At 64.4% G+C, this 20,506-nt stretch carries 17 protein-coding genes; 10 read left to right on the top strand and 7 right to left on the bottom strand.

The features are described 5' to 3' along the window. Window positions 1-122: 122 nt before the first annotated feature. The 5 genes from C2L64_RS33525 to C2L64_RS33505 form a co-directional block, all read right to left on the bottom strand. Window positions 123-1,748, bottom strand: coding sequence for an NAD-dependent malic enzyme (locus C2L64_RS33525; protein WP_007584174.1), 1,626 nt, complete (start codon window positions 1,746-1,748; stop codon window positions 123-125). A 412-nt stretch (window positions 1,749-2,160) separates the two neighbouring features. Further along, window positions 2,161-3,015 carry an IclR family transcriptional regulator gene (locus C2L64_RS33520; protein WP_007584173.1) on the bottom strand — a complete coding sequence of 285 codons (855 nt, stop codon included), beginning with the start codon at window positions 3,013-3,015 and terminating at the stop codon, window positions 2,161-2,163. Between the two features lie 111 nt (window positions 3,016-3,126). Next, on the bottom strand, window positions 3,127-3,963 hold the full coding sequence (locus C2L64_RS33515) for a sugar phosphate isomerase/epimerase family protein (protein WP_039900852.1): 837 nt from the start codon (window positions 3,961-3,963) through the stop codon (window positions 3,127-3,129). A gap of 44 nt (window positions 3,964-4,007) precedes the next feature. Continuing rightward, the gene (locus C2L64_RS33510; protein WP_007584171.1) at window positions 4,008-4,619 is read right to left on the bottom strand and encodes an NIPSNAP family protein; all 612 of its coding nucleotides are present in this window, start codon (window positions 4,617-4,619) and stop codon (window positions 4,008-4,010) included. Next, a complete protein-coding gene (locus C2L64_RS33505) occupies window positions 4,616-6,361 on the bottom strand; it encodes an FAD-dependent oxidoreductase (RefSeq protein WP_007584169.1) in 1,746 nt (581 codons plus the stop codon). The genes C2L64_RS33510 and C2L64_RS33505 overlap by 4 nt, the downstream gene beginning before the upstream one ends. 105 nt (window positions 6,362-6,466) lie before the next feature. Between C2L64_RS33505 and C2L64_RS33500 the strand changes: the two genes are divergently transcribed. Further along, window positions 6,467-7,375 carry an NAD-dependent epimerase/dehydratase family protein gene (locus tag C2L64_RS33500; RefSeq protein ID WP_007584167.1) on the top strand — a complete coding sequence of 303 codons (909 nt, stop codon included), beginning with the start codon at window positions 6,467-6,469 and terminating at the stop codon, window positions 7,373-7,375. Window positions 7,376-7,388: 13 nt separating this feature from the next. Here the strand turns inward: C2L64_RS33500 and C2L64_RS33495 are convergent, their stop codons facing one another. Further along, window positions 7,389-8,426: a Gfo/Idh/MocA family protein gene (locus C2L64_RS33495; protein ID WP_039900797.1), complete on the bottom strand. Its 1,038-nt coding sequence runs from the start codon at window positions 8,424-8,426 to the stop codon at window positions 7,389-7,391. Window positions 8,427-8,597: 171 nt separating this feature from the next. Here C2L64_RS33495 and C2L64_RS33490 point away from each other — a divergent pair, with 171 nt between their 5' ends. From C2L64_RS33490 to C2L64_RS33450, 9 genes are all read left to right on the top strand, one after another. After that, entirely contained in the window at window positions 8,598-9,890 is a 1,293-nt protein-coding gene (locus C2L64_RS33490; protein WP_007584164.1) for an ABC transporter substrate-binding protein, read from the top strand. A 111-nt stretch (window positions 9,891-10,001) separates the two neighbouring features. Next, window positions 10,002-10,871 (top strand): branched-chain amino acid ABC transporter permease, encoded by an 870-nt coding sequence (locus C2L64_RS33485; RefSeq protein ID WP_007584162.1) that lies wholly within the window; start codon window positions 10,002-10,004, stop codon window positions 10,869-10,871. After that, window positions 10,868-13,417, top strand: a complete 2,550-nt coding sequence (locus C2L64_RS33480; protein ID WP_103153739.1) for a branched-chain amino acid ABC transporter ATP-binding protein/permease — start codon at window positions 10,868-10,870, stop codon at window positions 13,415-13,417. The genes C2L64_RS33485 and C2L64_RS33480 overlap by 4 nt, the downstream gene beginning before the upstream one ends. After that, window positions 13,414-14,256 (top strand): shikimate dehydrogenase family protein, encoded by an 843-nt coding sequence (locus tag C2L64_RS33475; protein ID WP_007584160.1) that lies wholly within the window; start codon window positions 13,414-13,416, stop codon window positions 14,254-14,256. The genes C2L64_RS33480 and C2L64_RS33475 overlap by 4 nt, the downstream gene beginning before the upstream one ends. Further along, a complete protein-coding gene (locus tag C2L64_RS33470) occupies window positions 14,253-15,002 on the top strand; it encodes an SDR family oxidoreductase (RefSeq protein ID WP_007584159.1) in 750 nt (249 codons plus the stop codon). The genes C2L64_RS33475 and C2L64_RS33470 overlap by 4 nt, the downstream gene beginning before the upstream one ends. Window positions 15,003-15,068: 66 nt before the next feature. Continuing rightward, window positions 15,069-16,838 (top strand): FAD-binding protein, encoded by a 1,770-nt coding sequence (locus tag C2L64_RS33465; RefSeq protein WP_007584158.1) that lies wholly within the window; start codon window positions 15,069-15,071, stop codon window positions 16,836-16,838. Window positions 16,839-16,991: 153 nt separating this feature from the next. Beyond that, window positions 16,992-18,320 (top strand): LLM class flavin-dependent oxidoreductase, encoded by a 1,329-nt coding sequence (locus C2L64_RS33460; RefSeq protein WP_007584157.1) that lies wholly within the window; start codon window positions 16,992-16,994, stop codon window positions 18,318-18,320. A gap of 26 nt (window positions 18,321-18,346) precedes the next feature. Beyond that, complete coding sequence (locus C2L64_RS33455; RefSeq protein ID WP_238554644.1) at window positions 18,347-19,312, top strand: aliphatic sulfonate ABC transporter substrate-binding protein; 966 nt, start codon at window positions 18,347-18,349, stop codon at window positions 19,310-19,312. Window positions 19,313-19,336: 24 nt separating this feature from the next. Next, entirely contained in the window at window positions 19,337-19,579 is a 243-nt protein-coding gene (locus C2L64_RS33450) for a DUF7661 family protein (protein ID WP_007584153.1), read from the top strand. Between the two features lie 102 nt (window positions 19,580-19,681). Here the strand turns inward: C2L64_RS33450 and C2L64_RS33445 are convergent, their stop codons facing one another. After that, window positions 19,682-20,494 carry a gamma-glutamylcyclotransferase family protein gene (locus C2L64_RS33445; RefSeq protein ID WP_007584152.1) on the bottom strand — a complete coding sequence of 271 codons (813 nt, stop codon included), beginning with the start codon at window positions 20,492-20,494 and terminating at the stop codon, window positions 19,682-19,684. Between the last annotated feature and the right edge of the window lie 12 nt (window positions 20,495-20,506).

Below are 20,506 nucleotides of genomic sequence, written 5' to 3'. Positions count from 1 at the left end.
AAAAGGTATTCGAACAGATTTTGGCAACAGCCATGTCTAGACGGCCAACAGGCTGCCCCTTCCACCCGCTGGATTAACAGCGTCCGCCGTAGAACCCTGCCGGACGCCGCATTCAAGCCACGTTAGATCGCTCGATACTCCGGCGAGTACGCCACCGACCTGATGTGTCCGACGAGATCATCGGGCCTTTCGACACGCGCGAGACCATGATCGAAGATGTACTTCGCGACCGCGGCTGCGACATGCGTCGATGCCTCGAAGATACGGCTTTGCGGCGGATAGATCAGGCCTTTTTCGAGGCTTTCGTCGCTGACCTGCTCGGCCACCGCTTTGGCCGCGACGATGAACATTTCTTCCGTCACGCGAGTGGCCTCCGTGGCGAAAACCGCCATGCCCATCGCGGGGAAAATATAGACGTTGTTGCCCTGCCCCGGTACGAAATGACGACCTTCGATCTGAACGGGCCCAAACGGGCTCCCGCTCGCGAAGATGGCCTGGCCTTTCGACCATCGGTACGCTTCCTCGGCGGTGCATTCGGAGCGCGAGGTCGGATTGGAGTACGGAAAGATGATCGGCCGTTCGTTAAGTTCGCTCATCGCTTCGATCACCGGCTGGCTGAAGAGCTTGGGCACGGTGCTGACGCCGATGATGCCCGTAGGTTTAAGCGCCCGGACGGCATCGACGAAAGCGTCGATGGGCGCGTGATCGATTGCGAAGACTTTCTGGAAATCGGCGAGGTCGGTGCGCGACTGCACCATCAGCCCGTTGACGTCGAACAGGTTGTTACGCCTGCGAGCCGAGTCGATGTCGAGGCCCTCCAGCACCATCGCCTCGCTGATCAATTCGGCGATACCCGTCGCCGCCGATCCTCCGCCGAGAAACAGAAAACGCTGGTCGGTCAGCTTCTGCTTCGAGATACGCAGCGCGGCATAGATGCCTGCCAGCGCGACGGCGGCCGTGCCCTGGATATCGTCGTTATAGGTGCACACCTTGTCGCGAAAGCGCGCGAGCAAGGGCACTGCGTTGAAGTTGGCGAAGTCTTCCCACTGGATGCAGCACTTCGGATAAACGTCCTGCACCGCGTCTACGAACTCATCGACGAATGCATGATAGTCGTCGCCGCGCACGCGCTCGTGTTTCAAGCCGAGATAGAGGGGATCTTCGAGCAAAGCGACATTGTTCGTGCCGACGTCCAGCGTGACGGGCAGACAATGCATCGGCGGCACGCCTGCGCAGGCGGTGTACAGCGCGAGCTTGCCGATCGGAATACCCATGCCGCCGACACCCAGATCGCCCAGCCCGAGAATGCGTTCCCCATCCGTCACCACGATGAACCGTACGTCCTGTTCGGGCCAGTTGTGCAGCAGTTCTTTCACGCGGCCGCGCGCGTTGATGGGGAGATAAAGACCGCGCGTGGCCCTGAACACGTGATCGAACTTCTGGCAGGCCTCGCCGACGGTCGGTGTGTAGACGATCGGCATGTAGGTCGCCGGATCGGACATCAGGAGCGCGTAGAAGAGTGTCTCGTTGCGCGCCTGCAAATCGGACAGGAACAGGTAGCGCTGCAGATCGTTGTCGAGTTGCGCCAGTTCGGCATGCGTGCGTGCGATCTGCAGTTCCAGCGTATTCACACCGGGAGGCAGTAATCCTTCGAGGCGGTACTTCTGACGCTCTTCCTGCGAGAAAGCGGAGCCGTGATTGAGTCGTGGATTGTGCAGAACGTCATAGCCGTAGGCCTGTGTGGACATGATCGTTTCCTTCCTGACGTGAGCGGACAGTTTCACGAAGACGTCGATTCAGACCACTTGCGTCATGACCGACGTGGCAGTGGTGACACCCGGCAGGTATGGCGGTTTCAAAAGCACCGGCCGGCGGCGTGCATGGGCGCGATGAGTTTCGGCGCCAGGCGCCCTCTCCCGAATGACACTCCATCTGTCGGGAGACGGGCTCGCTGACCGTAAGTGTAGACAGGGTTCGAGATTTGGTCCGCGAACGTACACGGCAGTCATTCGTCTGCGTAATCGCCGGTCAAACATCAGATGCTTTGCACGCCGGTTCGCTATGGCGATGCCGATGGGATCGCTGAGAACCGTTTTTTCGCGCCCGGATAGCCGATGTATCGGGAACGGATCGGCGTGCTGTCGCGTGTGCCCCAGCCGCCTACACCTTGGCCCCAACCCGTCCGCGCTTCTTCGCCTCGGACGTCGACGCCGCTGGCGCCGCCTCTGCGGGTGCGCGCTTGAAAAGCGGCGAACTGAGTGTCGCCGCGCCCATGTCCGCCGCAGCGCTCAACAGCGAAGGCGCGAGCTCCTTCAGACGCGACTCCGGCAACCGGCTCGTCGGCCCTGCAAGACTCACGATGCCCACCACCTCGTCGGTGACGGGATTGCGCACGGGTGCGGCAATCGATGTCATGCCCGCCTCATACGTCTCGATCGCAACGCCATAGCCGCGTTGCCGCGCGCCGTTCAAATCCTTGAGGAATTGCTGAATGGTCTTCGGCGCGCGCGGCGCATTGAGCGATTTCGGGCCAAGGCCGCCCTGTTTCGACACCAGCTCGATTGCACGTTCGTCCGACAGCGTCGATAGCCACGCCTGTCCGCTCGCGGTGCAATGCAGCGGAGGCTGGCTGCCCATGTCCGGGTCGTAACGCAACCCCGACTTCGCGCCCTGCGCCTTGCCGACAAACGTAATGTGGTCGTCCTCGACCACGCCCAGGCGCGCCAGCTCACCCGAGCTTTCCGCAAGCCGGTCGAGCACCGGCTGCGAAATATCGGACACGCCACTCGTCGACAGATAGATCAGCGCCAGCGATACCAGCTTCAGCGCAAGCATGTACTCGCCGTGGTCTTCGTCCTGCCGCACGAAACCTTCGTCGATCAGCATCGACAGCAGACGGTGCGTGCCGCTGCGCGGAATGTTCAGCGTGTCGGCGATGGCCGCGAGCGGCATGCGGCCGCCATTCTTCGCCAACAGTTCGAGCACTGCCAGCGCCCGCTCCAGATTGCCTGCCATAGTGCACTCTCATTTAGACCGTATCGTGCAAATGAGAACATGATTCCATAGTGGAATTCAAGCAGTTTCGCATGTCCTTCGCTGCGGGCGGCTAACAATCAGTGCCCGCGCTCACGTCGCTGTCGCGTAGGCCTGCTCGATCACCGCGCGCGTCGCCTCATGCAGGCGGCGCGCGCGATCGACAGCGCGGGTCGTCTTCGCCCAATGCTGCGTCGGTACTTCGACGCTCACCGGCAAGTGCTCGGGCAACGCGCGCAAAATGCCGCCGAGATCGAGACCGCCCTCGCCCGGAATCATCCGTTCGCAACGCGCCTGAAATAACAACGTATCGAGATCGGTGGGACGCTCGGCGGGCGCATCGCAGAACTGCACATAACCGAAGTACTCGCGCGGCAATGCGCGCAATGCATCGAGCGAATCTGCCGCACGGTCGAAGTGAATCGGATCGATGATGAGGCCCGTGTTGCGCTTGCCGCTCGCTTCGACAATGCGCGCGCCCTGCGCGATGTTCTTCACCTCGGTCCATGGCATCGGCTCGAGCGAAGGCGTGAGGCCGAGCGGCGCCGCGATGTCGCACAGCTTGCCGAGCCGGTCGGCCATGCGTGCTTCGTCGGGGTCGTTGCCGGCTACGAGCACATAGCGTGCGCCGAGTTCGGCGGCTGTTTCGAGCATCGGCTTGTACGACGCCACGTCGGTATCGGGCTTCAGCCGGACAATCTCGACATCGAGCACGCGCATGCCCGTGTCCTTCAACACCGCGAGCGTCTCGCGCTTGAGCGCCGTATCGCCGACGATTTCATGCCGCACTTCGTGATCGGTCGCAGGCAGCAGACGCAGGCCGACAAAGTCGTAGCCTGCATCAACCGCGCATTGCACCATTTGCGGCGGCGTCAGTTCCAGCACAGTCAGCGCCGACAGCGATAGCGCGCGCGCATGAGCCTGAGTCATCATGTCTCCTTTATCCAGTTCGTATCCTGCGTTGCGTACACCGTTCAGCGCAGCGGTGAAAACGGCGCGGGCACGTAGATCGTCGACTCCATCGTCGTCAGATGCGCGGGTCCGCCCTTCGGCGGCCAGATACCGTCCTTCACCGCTTCCGCGCGAATGCGCGAGCGCTCGTCGACGCCCGCATACGGCCAGATGTTCAGAAAACGCGGCACGGTGCCGTCGAGCGAATACATCGCGCCGATCAGCGGGGAACGCTTCGTGCGCTCGGGCACGGCCTTTTCCCATGCGTCGATCGTATGCTGCAGGCTCGCGAGCTTCGTGCCATAGACGCGCATCTCGTAGATGCCGCCATGCACGGCCGGTTCGATGGGCGGCAGGAACGGAAAGAGCGCGTAGCTCTCCACCTTCACGTCCTCGACGAACTCGCCGCAGCCGAACGGATTGCCTTCGAGCAGCAGACGCTTGCGCTCGTTCACGAGCGCCGCTTCCGACTCGAAGCCGCGCAGCACCATCACCTTGCCGAGCGCGCCGATGTCCGAATACCAGCAGCCGAGCAACGTCGAGCCGGGCTGATTGCCGCTCGCCTTGATGCTTTCGAACACCTGCGCGTTCGTGCCGATTTTTACCGTGAGCGTGACTGTGTCATAGAGTGTCATTGCGTGGTTCCTTGATGTGAACTGGAAGAGCCGGTGCGCGTCGAAAGCTGCGCTGCACCGGCAAGAGAAAGTCCCGCGAGATAGCCGAATGTCATCGCCGGGCCGAGTGTGATGCCACCGCTCGGATAGCAGCCGCCCATCATGCTCGCGCTGTCGTTGCCGACCGCGTAGAGGCCGGGAATCGCGTAGTCGTGGCGATCGAGCACGCGGGCGTGCGCATCGGTGGCGAGGCCCGCGAACGTGCCGAGGCTGCCCGGCAGCAACTTGACGGCGTAGAACGGTCCGTTTTCGATTGGCGCGAGACAGGGATTCGCCTCGTGCGTCGGGTCGCCCTGCACGCGGTTGTACGGCGTCGAGCCTTTGTGAAACTGCGGATCGAAGCCGTCTTTCGCATACGTGTTGTGGGCGGCAACCGTGTTCTCCAGGCCCTGCGCATCGATGCCGCACGCGGCGGCGAGTTCAGCAAGCGTCTCGCCTCGCTTCAGATAACCCGAACGCACGTAGCTCGAAACCGCAAACGGAAAAGGCTTCGAAAAACCGAGCCCATAGCGGCGCTGAAAACGGTGATCGCAAATCAGCCAGGCACAAACCTCTTCACCACGCGGCGTCGTGCCCAGCAACGCGGACATGAAGTCGTGATACGACGATGCCTCGTTGACGAAGCGCTGTCCCGCGCGCGTGACGGCAATCACACCCGGCTTCGCGCGTTCGATCAGATGCGCAAACGGCACATCGCCGCCGCGTTGCGGCACGAGCGAAACGGGCGCCCAGGCTGCCGGCGCATCGAGCGCATCGTTGAAGCGCCCGCCAATCGATTCTCCCAGGCGGATGCCGTCGCCCGTATTCGCGCGCGGCGCCGCCGACCAATGTTCGTTGCCCGAAGGCGTATAGGCAAACGTGTGTGCGCGCCGCGCGACATCATGTGGAAAGCCGCCGCATGCGAGCACCACGCCGCGCGACGCACGCACTTCGTGCACCACGCCGTCGATCTCGACGCTTGCGCCCGTGACGCGCGCGTCATCGCGCAACAAACCAATTGCCTTCGCGCGCGTGCGCAGATCCACGTTGCGATCTGCCGCCGACTTCAACAGGCGCGCCACCAGCGCATTACCGTTGACGAGATGCATCGAGCGTCCATGACGCAGCTTTTGCCACGCGAACGCAGCCAGCCGCCGCGTGACGTAAAGCGCGGACTTCACGGAGCGCGTCGCGCGATAGAAGTGCGCGAGGTCCTGCCCCGACGCCAGCGCCATGCCCTTGATCGTCATCACCGACAGCGGCTCCCGCAGCTTGTGGATCAACGGACCCAGTTCCCTGCCGTCGAACGGCATCGCGCACACTGAGCGACCGCCCGTCGCCGCGCCGGGTGTCGTGTGGAAATCGGGAACGCGATTGCCGTCGACGAAGCGCATCGCCGTGTGCCGCTCGAAGAACTCGATCATTTCGGGTCCGCGCTCCAGCAATGCGTCCGCCTTGTCCGCATCGAACTGCGCGCCGAGTTCGCTCTTCAGATACGTGCGCGGCGCGTCGATGTCCTCGCAGATGCCCGCGCGCGTCGCCAGCGGATTGCGCGGAATCCACATCCAGCCGCCCGACCACGCGGTCGTGCCGCCGAATACGTCTTCCTTCTCCGCAACCATCACGCGCAAGCCCTGCGCCGCCGCCGTCACGGCAGCCGACAACCCGCCCGCACCGGAGCCCAGCACCAGCACATCGCATTCCAGTATCGCTTCACGCTTCATCTTCGGCTCTGCTCTTTCAGAAACTATGGAACTAACTTTCTTTGTGGAATACTATTCCACAAATTGCGATCTTGCAAAGTTTTTGTGACGATGAGGAGAAGGGACATGCGAGTACTGGTAACGGGTGGTAGCGGCTTTCTGGGCGCGTGGATCATGCGGCGGCTGCTTGCGCACGGCATCGAATGTGTTGCGTTCGATCTGCAGGCGAAGCCGCAATTGCTGCATGCGCTGTCGCCGGAACAGGCGGACACGGTCCAATGGCGAACGGGCGATATCGCGCAAGCCGCCGACGTCGCGCGCGCGCTGGACGGCTGCGATGCCGTGATTCATCTCGCGGGCATCCTCACGCCCGATTGCGCGGCCAACCCGGTGCGAGGCGCGCAGATCAATCTGATCGGCACGTTGAACGTATTCGACGCAGCACGCGCGGCGGGTCTGCAGCGCGTGCTCCATGCGAGCAGCGCCGGCGTGTTCGGCCCCGACGACGGCGCGACGCCGTATCCGCAAACGCACTACGGCGCATTCAAGCTCGCCTGCGAAGGCTCGGCGCGCGCGTACTGGAACGACCACGGGATCGCGAGCGTCGGCTTTCGCCCGCTGGTCGTGTATGGCGCGGGACGCGAGACGGGATCGAGCGCCGGTCCGAGCCTCGCGTGCCGGGCAGCCGCACGCGGCGAGCGCTACACGATGCCATTCACGGGTTCGACGGGCTTCGTGTATGCCGACGACGTCGCTGCCGCTTACGAGGCGGCCTTGCTGCGTGACCTGGAAGGCGCCCATGCGTTCACGCTCGCAGGAGAGATCGCTTCCGTGCAGACGGTGATCGACGGAATTGCCTCGATCGTGCCGGGCGCGCGCATCGATGCCGCCGGCACTGCGCTGCCCATCGCGACTGCGTTTCCGCACGATCCCGCCCTGGAACGCCTGTTGCCGGGCCTGCCGCAGACCTCGCTCGAAGCAGGTCTGCGGCAGACGGTAGCGTTCTACCGTCACACGCACGCCGCGCATCACTGACGATAACCCGACCTCAAAGCGCCGGCGCGACGGGCGCGCGCGCCGCCACGGCCCGATGCACCGCGAGCGTCGCGGCCAGCGTGCGCGCAGCGTCCTCGACTGAACACAGCGGCGCTTCCTCACGCGCGATCACCGCGGCGAAGTGGCGCAACTGCACGTGATACGGATCGGCGCTGTGCGGCGTGCTGCGCTCGACGGTCAACGGTTCGTGCCAGCCTTTGCGCGAGCGGTATTCCCACAGGTCGAGTTGCGGCAGCGTGAGCGACGCGTCGGTGCCGATCAGAAAATGGGTGTTCACCTGCTGGCGCGGATAGTGCGCCGCTTCGCCCGCCGCAAGGTCCCAGTTCCACGGCGCGGCCGCGCAGTCCGAAACGGCGAGTGTGCCAAGCGCCCCGCTGGCGAAGCGCAGCAACACGGCAGCCGTATCCTCGACCTCGAAACCCCGCACGGCATTCGACGTCAGCGCCTGCACCTCGACGATTTCGCCGAGTAGAAATCGCATGATGTCGATGTCGTGGATCAGATTGATCAGCACGGGCCCGCCACCCGCGCGCCGTCGCCATTCGACGTCGAAATAGACGTCGGGCTTGTAGAACGTCGCGAGCGCGTTTGCGGTGACGGGCGTGCCCAGCCGCCCGGACACGACAATTTCCTTCGCGCGCCGCAGGATCGGATTGTGCCGTCGATGATGCCCCACGAGCAGCGGCACGTTCGCGTCGCTGGCTGCGCGGCTCAGCAGTTGCGCCGCTTCCACATCATCGGCAACGGGCTTTTCGATCAGCGCGGGAATGCCGCGCGCGATGCACGCGAGCCCCGCGTCGACATGCGTCGCATTCGGTGTCGCGACGATCGCGCCTTCGGGGCGTACTTCGTCGAGCATCGGCGTGTAGTCGGCAAACCAGCGCAGCCCTTCCTGACGCGCGAATTCGCGCGCGGCGGGCGACGGGTCCGCAATCGCGACCACCTCGGCCTGCGGGTGCAGCCGCGCCCGCTCCACGTGCATCCGTCCGATTGCGCCCGCGCCGATCACCGCCAAACGTCTCCTTGCCATTTCCTTCCTCTCCTCAGGTTGAACACAGGGTCATTCAAGGGCTTCCAGGTGAATACCCGGATTTTATGAAATACACTTTAATTGTTGAATACTATTCCAATTCAAACTACAGTTCATCAAAAGTTTTGGTCGTCGAAAGTTGCGAACGGATACGGACAGGAGCGGAGAGACATGAAGGACGAACACAAACAACGCAAGAACCACGAAGCGCAGAGCGCGCCCGACAGCGCGGGCATGACGCGTCGCGCGTGGCTCGCCACCGCGGGCAAGACGCTCGCGAGCGGCGCGGCCGTGCTGGCGGCGCCCGCGATCGTGCGCGCGCAAGGCGAGCAGCCGCTCAAGCTGGGCCTGCTGATGGCCAAGCAAGGCGTGTGGACCGAGCAGGGCGAAGTGATCGCGAACGGCGTGAAGATAGCGCTCGACGATGCGAACAACCAGGCGCGCGGCCGCCGCGTGGATCTGGTCTGGTACGACGAGCCGAATCCCCAGTCGGCGCAGCAGAACATGCAGAAGCTGATCGAGCAGGACAAGGTCATCGCTGTGATCGGCGGCACGAATAGCGGCACGTCGCTGGCAATGTCTTCCGTTGCGGCCCGCACGAAGACACCCTATATCGCGCCCAACGCCGCCGCGCGCGAGCTGACGGGCAGCAGCTGCAACCCGTACACGTTTCGCGTGCTCAGTCCGACGCCCGTCACGTGCCGCGCGCTCGCGCCGTCGCTGCTCGCGATCGGCAAGAAGTGGCACTTCCTCGTCGCGAACTACGCGTATGGGCAGGATATCCAGCGCTCGATGTCCGAGTTGCTGAAGCAGTCGGGCGGCACGATCGCGGGCGCGGATGTGACGCCGCTCAACACCACCGACTTCAGCTCATTCATTCTGAAGATCCGCCAGTCGAAGCCCGATGTCGTGCTGCTCGGCCTGCCCGGCGGCGATCTCTCGACCTTCCTCAAGCAGTACGCGGAAATGGGCATGAAGGACAAGATTCCCGTTGCCTGTCCCATCATTGGCGATTCGGATCTGTGGCCGATCAACGTGGATGCGGCAACCGGCTACTACGGCAAACCGTGGCACTACAGTTCGCCGGGCCATTCGCCCGAAGAACTCGCGTTCATCAAGAAGTACGCTGCGAAGTACGGCAAGCCGCCCGCCGACAAGGCGTGGATAGGCTGGTTCACGACGCGCGCGCTGCTCGCTGGCGTCAACCAGGCGAAGAGCACATCCGGGCCGGACATCGTGCAGAGCCTGGAGACCGTGCAGTTCGGCGACAGCAGCGGGCCTGCCTATTTCCGCCCATGGGATCACCAGATGCTGCGCCGCTGGACCGTCTTCAAGGTGAAGGACCACATCACCGACAAGTGGGACTGGCTCAGCCAGGTGTCGGCCGTCCCGCAGAACCCTGCCGAACTCGACAGCCTTTACGGCACGAAACAGGAAATCGGTTGCACGATGGCCGCGCGGTAACGCGCGGCGAACTCTGCTGCGGCGTCGGCGGGCCGTTGCGTGAATCTCATGCAGCGGCCCCGTCCGTTCCGCAATTTCCTGCGGTTATCTGCATTCAGCTGGAGTACAGGCATGGCAGAAATGGTGTTGTCCCAGATCGCCAACGGGTTGGTGCTGGGCTTTCTCTACGTGTTGCTCGCGATCGGTCTGTCGATCATCTGCGGGCTGCTTGGCATCGTCAACTTCGCGCACGGCGCGCTGTTCGCGCTTGGCGCGTACTTCGCGATCGCGCTGTCGACGCAGTTCGGCTGGGCTGCCGTGATCGTCGCGCCAGTCCTCGTCGCGCTCGCAGGCATGCTGATCGAAGTGATTTTCATCCGGCGGCTTTACGGCAAGGAGCCCTTGCTCGGCCTGATCGTGACGTTCGCCCTGTCGCTGCTGCTGACGGCGCTGATCCGCCTGGTGTGGGGCGCGGGCGGCCTGCCGTTCAGTCCGCCTGCGGCGCTCAGCGGCTTTCTCGTCTACGGGCCGCTGCTCATCACGAAGTATCGTCTGTTCGTGCTTGCCGCGACGGTCGCGATTCTGCTCGCGCTGTGGTGGTTCATGAAGTTCACGCCCTATGGGCGCATCTTGCGCGCGGGCAGCCGCGACCCCGAGATGGTTGGCCTGCTCGGCATCAATCTGCCGCGCGTGCTGACGGGCGCGTTTGGTCTCGGCGCATTGCTCGCGGGTGCAGCGGGCGTGCTCGCCGCTCCGCTTCTGACCGTCACGCCCAGCATGGCGACGGCAGCCGTGATGCCCGCCTTCGTGATCGTCACGATCGGCGGTCTGGGCTCGTTTGCGGGCGCCGTCGTCGCGGGCCTGCTGGTCGGCGTGGTGACGGCTCTCGCCGTGCAGTTCTTTCCGGAGGGGTCGTCGGTGGCGATGTATGTCCTGATGGCACTCGTTCTGCTCGTGCGTCCGCGCGGGCTATTCGGCGAACGCTGGGAGCGCTTCGAATGAATGTCAAACTGTTGACCCGGCACCCCGTCGCGCTGCTGACCACGTGCCTCATCATCGTCTCGATCGCATTGACCGCCAGCGGCACGCCGCTGGAACGCGCGACGCAGATCGCCATCTACACGCTCTACGGAATGGGCGTGAATCTTCTTGTCGCGTATACGGGCCTCGTGCCGTTCGGCGCATCGGTGTTCTTCGGCACGTCGACGTATCTGGTCGCGATCTCGCTGCAACGTGTGATCGGCAACGAAATCGTTGCGCTGGCCGCTAGCGTAATCGTCACGGCGGTGATGGCCGCATCGATCGGTGCGATCGTGCTCAAGCGGCGCGGGCTGTATTTCTCGCTGCTCACGCTCGCCTGCTCGCAGATCGCGTTCGAAATCGCGTTCAAGTGGACCGACGTGACCGGCGGCGAGAACGGCCTGCAAAACGTGCCGCGCCCGACCTTCGCGACGACCACGGGCTTTCATGTGTTCGCGTGCGTCACGGTGATCGCCGTCGCATATGGCCTGTGGCGTCTCGTCCATGCGCCATTCGGGCGCGCGTTGCAGGCGATGCGCGACAACGAGCAGCGTGCCGCGAGCCTCGGCTATGACACGTACCGTCTGAAGCTGTACGCGTTTGTGATCTCCGCCGCCGTGATCGGTTACGCGGGCGGGTTGCTGTGCCTGATGCTGCAAGGCGCGTATGCGAACAACCTCAGTTGGGAGCACGCAGGCGACAGTCTGCTGATGACGGTGCTAGGCGGCGTGCACCAGTTTCTCGGGCCGCTGTGGGGCGCGATTGCGTTCATCCTGCTCGAAGACAAGTTGAGCAGCCTCACCGAACACTGGTGGCTGATGTTCGCGCCGATCATCATTGCGTTCGCGTTCTTCTCGCCCGAAGGCATTCAGGGTCTTGCGCAGCGCCTGCTGCGCCGGCCGCGCTGGACGCTCGTGCGCGACACCATTCCCGCGCGCCCCGAAGTGATCGCGCCATATCGCGCGAGCCGCATCGACATGAATCCGGATGCGCCGATTCTCAGCGTGCGCGGGCTGTCGAAGCAATTCGGCTCGCTCGTGACGGCCGACAAGATCGACCTCGACGTCTATCCGTACCAGCTGCACAGCTTCATCGGGCCGAATGGCGCGGGCAAGACGACCTTCTTCAATATGCTGACGGGCGTGCTGCCGCCATCGTCGGGCACGATCACATTCGACGGCAGGGACGTGACGCGGCTGGCGATGTTCCGCCGCGTGCGGCTCGGCATGAGCCGCTCGTTCCAGATTCTCAGCGTGTTCCGCAACCTCACCGTGTTCGAGAACGTGCGCGTCGCCGTGCAGGCCGCGCAGCGCGAACGGCTCGGCTTGTGGCGCGACGCGCATACGCTCGACATGCAGAACGCGCGCGCCTGGTCGCTGCTCGCAGCCGTCGGTCTCGTCGAGCGCGCGGCGGCATCGTGCGAGAGCCTCTCGCACGGCGAACAGCGCCTGCTCGAAATCGCGTTGTCGCTCGCGACGCAGGCCCGTCTGCTGTTGCTCGACGAACCGCTCGCGGGCCTTGCCGAAGCGGATCGCGCAAACGTCGCGCGTATCGTGCGCGAACTCGCAAACCATCACGCGGTGCTGTTGATCGAACATGACATCGACCGCGTGCTGACCATTTCCGATCGCGTCAGCGTGCTGCATCGCGGCCATCTGATCGCGGACGGCTCACCTGCCAACGTGGCTGCGCATCCTGAAGTGATCGAGGCGTACATGGGTCACTCAAAGGGCCAGCGTCCCGTCGATGCGCGTCTCGCCGAACGCGCACACAAGCGCGACACACCAGCGAGTCGGCGTGCCCTTCTGCAACTGCAAAACGTGAAGGCGGGCTACGCGGGCAACACGATCCTCGACGGCATCGATCTCACGCTGCACGAAGGCGAAGTGATCGCGATTCTCGGACGCAACGGCGTCGGCAAGACGACCGCACTGCGTGCGGCAACGGGCGTCGCGCAGATCAGCGCCGGCACCATCACGTTCGACGGACACGACATCACGTCACGGCCAATGCACGAGATCAACCGGCTCGGTCTCGCGATGGTGCCCGAAGGCCGCCGCCTGTTTCCGAATCTGACCGTCTACGAGAACTTGCGGCTCGCCGCGCGCAAGGGCGGCGCGAGCGTCGACGAGATTTACGCGCTCTTTCCGCGGCTCGCGAACCGCAAGGACGTACGCGCCGAACATCTTTCGGGCGGCGAGCGGCAGATGGTGGCCATCGCGCGTGCGTTGATGGCGCCCGCCAAGGCGATCCTGCTCGACGAACCGTTCGAAGGTCTTGCGCCTGCTGTCGTGCAGGAAGTGCTCGACGCCGTCGTCAAGCTGCGCGAGCGGGCAAGCGTCGTTATCGTTGAACATCAGGCCGATATGGTGTTGCCCATCGCGGACCGCGTGTATGTGCTCGTCAACGGCCGCGTCGCTTATGAAAACACGGCTGACGCGCTCGCTCAGGACAGCGCGACGCAGGCCAAACTGCTCGGCATCGTGCATGACGATGCCCGTTCTACTCTGGAGGTGAAAACAGCATGACCCAAACGACTGCAACGAACGTCGCCGTATCGCTCGACGAGGGACTCAGCGGCGCGACGCGCGTGTATTTCATTGTCGGCGATCCCATTGCGCAGGTGCGTTCGCCCAAAGGCGTGACGGCGGCAATGCGTGAAGCAGGACGCGACGCGCTCGTGGTTCCCGCACATGTCGCGCCGGACGATCTCGCGGCATTCTTCGCTGGCGTCGGGCCGATGCGCAATGTCGACGGCGTGATCATCACCGTGCCGCACAAGTTCAGCGCCGCCGGCTTCTGCTCAAGTCTTTCCGATGAGGCCGCGTTTCTCGGCGCGGTGAACACGCTGCGGCGCACGGCCGATGGCGGCTGGCATGGCGGTATGTTCGACGGCACGGGTTTCGTGGCCGCCCTCGAGGATGCGGGCTGCGATCTGCAAGGCAAACGCGCGTTGCTGATCGGCGCAGGCGGCGCGGGCTCGGCCATCGGCCATGCGCTCGTCAGTGCGGGCGTCGCTGCTCTCGACGTGCGCGACAACGATACGGCGCGCACCCAATCGCTCGTGACCCGGCTCGCCGCGATGCAATGCGGCGCCGTGCACGTGGCGGCGGCCGATGTCGAAGCCGGATCGTTCGACGTCGTCGTCAACGCATCGCCGATGGGCATGCGGGCCCACGATCCGTTGCCCATCGACGTGTCGCGCCTGCCCGCTTCAACGTTCGTCGGCGACGTCGTCACGAAGCCGCCGCTCACGCCGTTCATCGAAGCGGCACGCGCGCGCGGCTGCAAGACCGTGACGGGCACGCAGATGTTCGCGCGCGTGTGCGACCGCATGGTCGAATTTCTGCTCGACGCACAAGCATGAGCGCGGCGCAGCGAGTCGCCGTCGTTACGGGCGGCGCGGGCGGGATCGGCCGCGCGATTGCGGCGCGCCTGCAACGCGACGGCATGCGCGTCGCGCTGTGGGACCTCGATGCGCGTGCGGCGCATGAAGCTGCCGACACGCTGAGCGCCGACGAGAACAGCGCGGCCATCGGCGTGCATGCGGATGTGACGGACGAAGCCTCCGTCGCAACCGCGCTCAAGACGACACTTGAACGCTTCGGCGCGCTGCATGTGCTGATCAACAGCGCGGGCACGACAGGTCCGATCTCGACTGTCGCCGACAGCGCGCTCGACGCATGGCAGCGCTGCATCGACGTCAATCTTCGCAGCGTGTTCCTTTGCTCGCGCGCCGCCGTCAAACCCATGCTCGACGCGGGCTTCGGCCGCATCGTCAATCTCGCGTCGATAGCGGGCAAGGAAGGCAACCCGTCGATGTCCGCGTATTCGGCGGCAAAAGCCGGCGTGATTGCGTTCACGAAGTCGATGGGTAAGGAACTGGCGCTGACGCCGGTGCGCGTGAACTGCATCGCGCCCGCGGTGATCGAGACACCCCTGCTGCAACAGATGACCCCCGACGCGCTCGCCGCGAGTCTCGCGAAGATCCCGATGCAACGCGCCGGAACGGCCGACGAAGTCGCGAGCCTGGCCGCGTGGCTGGCATCGGGTGAATGCTCGTTTTCGACGGGCGCGACCTTCGATCTGTCCGGCGGACGCGCGACTTATTGAACGTCTGTTCGGACACAACCCAGCAAGTACGAAAACTGCGACAAGGCATCAGAGGAGACAGTGAACATGAATTCAGGCAGCAGCATCCATTGGGACGAAGAAGTCGATGTGCTCGTGTTCGGCGCGGGCGCGGCGGGCATGACAGCCGCGTTGATCGCGCATCATGAGGGCCTGGACGTTCTCTTGTGCGAAAAGACGGACGCAGTCGGCGGCATCACGTCGACGTCGGGCGGCACGACCTGGGTGCCGGGCACGCAACTGAGCGTCGATGCGGGCGTGCCCGACAGCGTCGACGACGCGCGCCGGTTTCTGCAATCGGTGGTCGGCGAACGCGGCGGCGACGAAGCACGCGAGGCCTTCCTGCAAAGCGGTCCGCTCGCCATCGACGAATTGCAGCGCATCAGCGACGTCAAGTTCGTCGCGGCGGCCGCGCACCCGGACTATGTGACGGGACCGGGCGCGGCATTCGGCGGCCGCGCGCTCGCGCCCTTGCCTTTCGATGCCCGCGTGCTGCACAAGGATTTCTCGCGCGTGCGCCCGCCGCGCAAGGAATTCATGGGCCTGGGCGGGATGATGGTCAATCGCAGCGACCTTGGCGCGCTGCTCAGTCCGTTCGGATCGTTCAGCCATTTCAGGCGCACCGTCGAAGTGGTCGGCCGTTATGTAATCGACCGCATGCGTTTTCCGCGCGGCACGCAGCTCGTGATGGGCAACGCGCTCGCCGCCCGGCTCTTCTATAGCCTGCGCAAGCGCGACGTGGCAGTGCGCTTCGAAACGCCGCTCGTCGAACTGGTTCGCGAGCAAGGTCGAGTAACGGGCGCCGTAGTCGGTTCGCGTGACGGCAAGCAGCGGCGCATTGGCGCGCGTCGCGGTGTCGTGCTCGCCACGGGCGGCGTCACGCGGCATCCGGCGCTGCGCAAACAGTTGTTTCCTGCTGCCGCACAACCGCTGTCGCTGTCTCCCGACACCCACACGGGCGACGGCGTCAGCAACGCGCTCGCCGTCGATGCGCGACTCGAAAACGGCGGCGACAGCCCCGGGCTCTGGATGCCCTGCTCGATCCGCCGTTCGCCCAGCGGCGACGATAGCGTGTGGCCGCATATCATCCTCGATCGCGCGAAGCCGGGGCTCATCGCGGTGAACAGCCGGGGCGAGCGGTTCGTCAACGAATCCAACTCCTATCACGACTTCGTGATGGGCATGTTGCGCGACGACGGCCATGGCGCGAGCGTGCCGGCGCATCTGATCGTCGATGCAGACTTTATCCGCGACTATGGTCTGGGCCTGCTGATGCCGGGGCGAAGCCGGGCGCGCATTGCCGGGTTCGAGCGCGCCGGGTATCTGGTCAAAGGCGACACGCTGGCCGCGCTGGCGGCGAAGTTGAACGTGGATGCGGTGGGGCTTGCGCGCACTGTCGATACCTACAATCGCGATGCCGCATCGGGCAACGACCCCGCCTTCGGCCGCGGTTCCAGCCCGATGAGCCGGTTCAATGGCGACGCGGCGCAGAAGCCCAATCCGTGCATCCGTCCTTTGGGCAAAGGTCCGTATTACGCCGTGACCGTGTGGCCCGCCGACCTCGCGTGCAGCGCGGGTCTCAGCGGAAATGCGAACGGCGAACTGCTCGATGTGAACGGCAACGTGATACCTGGACTCTTCGCGTGCGGCAACGATCTGGCTTCGATCTTTCGCGGCACGTATCCCGGACCCGGCACGACGTTGGGCCCAGCAATCGTGTTCGGATGGCGCATCGCGAAGTACATCGCGGGTAAGCTGGATGACGCCGCTTCAAATAGCCGGATGCACGTGGATGCCTGCATGAACGAATTGAGGTAAGCCGTATCGGGATGCGGGGAATCGGCTGTTTCCCGACCGTGCGAGCGCATATATCGATATCAGCCTTCGTTCGTTTGCATGCCTTTCGGCTGTCAATAGAATGAGTGCGCCTGTCATCGCGCATCGTCCGATACGCATCCACCACGCACGCTCATGTCACGACGCATCCATCTCAATCTGTTCATACACGGCCGCGGGCATCATGAGGCGGGTTGGCGCCATCCGGGAGCGACGCGCAAGGCGCTGACCGACATCAACTATTTCATCGATCTCGCAAAGCGCGCTGAAGCTGGCCGCTTCGATTCGATCTTCTTCGCCGACGCACTCGAGCTCGGCGACGGCGCGCGTCATGTCGCAAGCGGCGCGCTCGAACCGATTACGACATTGGCGGCACTCGCTCGCGAGACCTCGCGCATCGGTTTGATCGCCACAGCCTCGACGACTTATACCGAGCCCTACAATCTCGCGCGCCAGTTTGTTTCGCTGGATCATATTTCGGGCGGACGCGTCGGCTGGAACATCGTGACTTCGTGGGTCGGTGGCGCTGGCCCCAACTTCGGCTACGAACGCGCGCCCGAGCACAGCGAGCGCTACGCGCGCGCGGACGAATTCGTGCAGGTTGTGAAAGCGCTATGGGATAGCTGGGCCGATGACGCGATCATCGACGACGTCGAGTCGGGCCGCTTCCTCGACCGTGAGCGGGTACGCCGGATCGACTGGAAGGGCCAGTTCTACCGCGTTGCCGGTCCCCTCAATCTGCCCCGCTCGCCGCAAGGCTGGCCCGTGCTGGTGCAAGCAGGCTCGTCGCCGACGGGCAAGGCATTCGCCGCCAGGCACGCGGAAGCCGTGTTCACGGCGCACCTGACGAAAGAATCCGCGGTCGACTTTTACGCTGAACTGAAGCAGGCGGCCGTCGCTGCCGGACGTCGCTCGGAAGATGTGGTGATCCTGCCCGGCCTGAGCGCCGCGATCGGTTCGACCGACGCGCAAGGCCAGGCGCTCCTCGAAGAACTCAACGGTCTCACGGACATCGAAGTGGGACTGAGCCGCCTGTCGAACCGCTTCGGCGGGCACGACTTCTCGACGCTCGCACTCGACCAGCCGCTTTCGCGCGACGACTTCCCCGACCCGTCGACGGTGCAGGCTGCGCAAAGCCGCGCCGCCGCGATTACCGAACTCGTCGGGCGCGAACGGCCGACGCTGCGCAATCTGCTTCGACAGCTGGCGGGCGCGCGCGGGCACTTCACGCTGGCGGGCTCGCCGGAGCGTGTCGCCGATACGATCGAGGACTGGATCGAGAGCCGCGCAGCGGACGGCTTCAATGTGATGCCGCCCATCTTGCCCGCGCAACTCGACATCTTCGTCGATCACGTCGTGCCGATCCTGCAGAAACGCGGGCTGTTTCGCCGCGACTACGACGCCGATACGCTGCGCGGGCACTACGGGCTCGCGCGCCCCGCCAATCCGCATTTCCCGGCCTGACGCTTCATATGATGGCGACGCTTCGCATGCAGTCATTCCGCCGCCCGCTGTGGCAGGTGCTCGTGATCCTCGTTGCGTGTCTCCTGCTGCATTCCCGCGCGCATGCCGAGGGATGGCCTGCGGCGATCAACATCGGCATTCAGAAGGGCGATCCGCTAGTCGCGCTGCGTGCGTCGGGCGAACTCGAAAAAGCGTTCGCTGCGCATGGCGTCGCCGTCAGATGGAAGGAATTCGTCTATGGCGCGCCGCTCGTCGAGGCGATCAATACGGGCGATGTCGACGTCGGCGCGGTCGGCTCGACGCCGCCGATTCTCGCGCAGGCGGGCGCGGCACCCGGCGTGGTGTACGTCGCATACGCGCCGCAGCTGCAAAAGAGCTACGGGCTGATCGTCCCGGCGAATTCGACTGTGCGTCGGCTCGACGACCTGAAAGGCAAGAAGATCGCCTTCGCGAAGGGCTCGCAAGGGCATCTGTTCGTATTGAAGGCGCTCGCCGACGCCGGTGTCCCGCCCGCGTCGGTGCAATTCGTGTATCTGAGTTACAGCGACGCGCGCGCTGCATTCGAGCGCGGCTTCATCGACGCGTGGGCAGTGCCGGACCCGCGCTATGCCGATACCGAACTCGCAACGGGCGCGCGTACGATACTGACGATCGGCGAGCTTTCCGTGCCGCAATACGGCTTCTATATCGGCTCGCGCGATTTTGCGCGGCGTTATCCCGCTACGTTGCGGCTGCTATTCGATGTGCTCGACCGGCAGACGGCTATCGAACTCGCGCATCCTGCACAGACGGCTGAGTTCCTGTCGCAGAGCACGGGTGTGCGCCTCGACGTGTGGTCGAAGGCCTTGCCGAGGCTGGAATGGGGCGTGCACTATCCGCTCACCAGCGAAGTCGTCAAGGCACAGCAGGACGCTGCGGATCTCGCGTATCGCGAGCATGTCATTCCGAAACGCGTCGACGTGCGCGAAGCGATCGTCGATATCCAGCAATAGCCGTCAACCGCGTACGTCGTCAATATGAGCCAGCCTTTTCTCTTTGACGTGTTCGGGCGGATCATGTTGATCGAGGCAAGCGAGGACGGTTGGGCGGCCTTCTATGTCGGACAGGATGGCAAGCGACGGCGGGCCGATTTCCAGATTCCTGGCTCTATCGACGGCGATGAACTGGCGCAGTATCTGGACGATCTGTTTCATGAAGACGCGTCGCCTGCGCGTCCATCGGTTGTGCCGCTTCCTGGTGATACGGGCGACGGCAACTGACAGAGCTGCGCATCAGGCGAGAATCGCACGAGGTGGCTTCGGTAAAGCGAATGCGTAATGTTCGACTCGCCGATCTCCTGAGCGGCGTAGTGCAGGCGCAGCCTAGCGAGCGCGCGCTTCACGAAGGCACACATCGCCTTTGCGTTTGGCGATGGCAGCGCTCGCGGCGGCATAGTCCTCGGAGAACGCTCGCTGCGCGAAGCACGGCGCCGACGTCGCGAGCAGCGCATCGATCTTTGCGAACTGCTTGTCGAACACCCAGGGCCGGCGTGCGAGCGTGCGGTCGTTGAGCCAGTAGGGACTCCAGTCGCGGGTCGTCTCGATGATCTCGCGCGCGAATTCCGGCCCGTACTCAAGCCCGCCCTCGATCACGACATCGATATACGACTCAACGAGCGGAAACCTGGCGTCCGGAACCGGAAGCCCTTCGCCCGGCGTCTTGCCTTCGGCTTTCGGCACGTAGACCCAGACAGTTCCCTGCGCCGGTAGCGGCTGCCACGATACGGCCTCGATGAGCGCGCGCGGCACCTCGACGCGCACGTATCCCTTCTCGCGCTCGTCGAACGCGGACATGTCGTTGCCGGCAACGGGATAGATCACGCCGTTGATTGTCATCGGCGCTTCACCCTCGAACGGACGCCGCAGGCCGAGCGCTGTGAAGCCGGTGCGCGCGCGGTCGCTCCAGCTGCGCACATAACCGAACGCCGCCGAAACGCGCACCGGAATCGCCGCAACCGGTTTGCCGGCCGTGTCGTTGCGCGATGGGGTGTTGATGAGCGAGCCGTAGCCGAAGATGAACTGCGTCGGCTGATCGGGGAGACGCGTTCCCCAGAAGTCGGTGGTCTGTGCATGCGCCGCCGAGCTAACGAGCGCCAGTGCGACAACGAATCCTCGAATCTTGGCCATCGCTGACATCGTCTGATCTCC

The organism is Paraburkholderia hospita (assembly GCF_002902965.1).
Classification (GTDB): domain Bacteria; phylum Pseudomonadota; class Gammaproteobacteria; order Burkholderiales; family Burkholderiaceae; genus Paraburkholderia; species Paraburkholderia hospita.
This window is presented reverse-complemented; position numbering and strand designations above follow the sequence as displayed.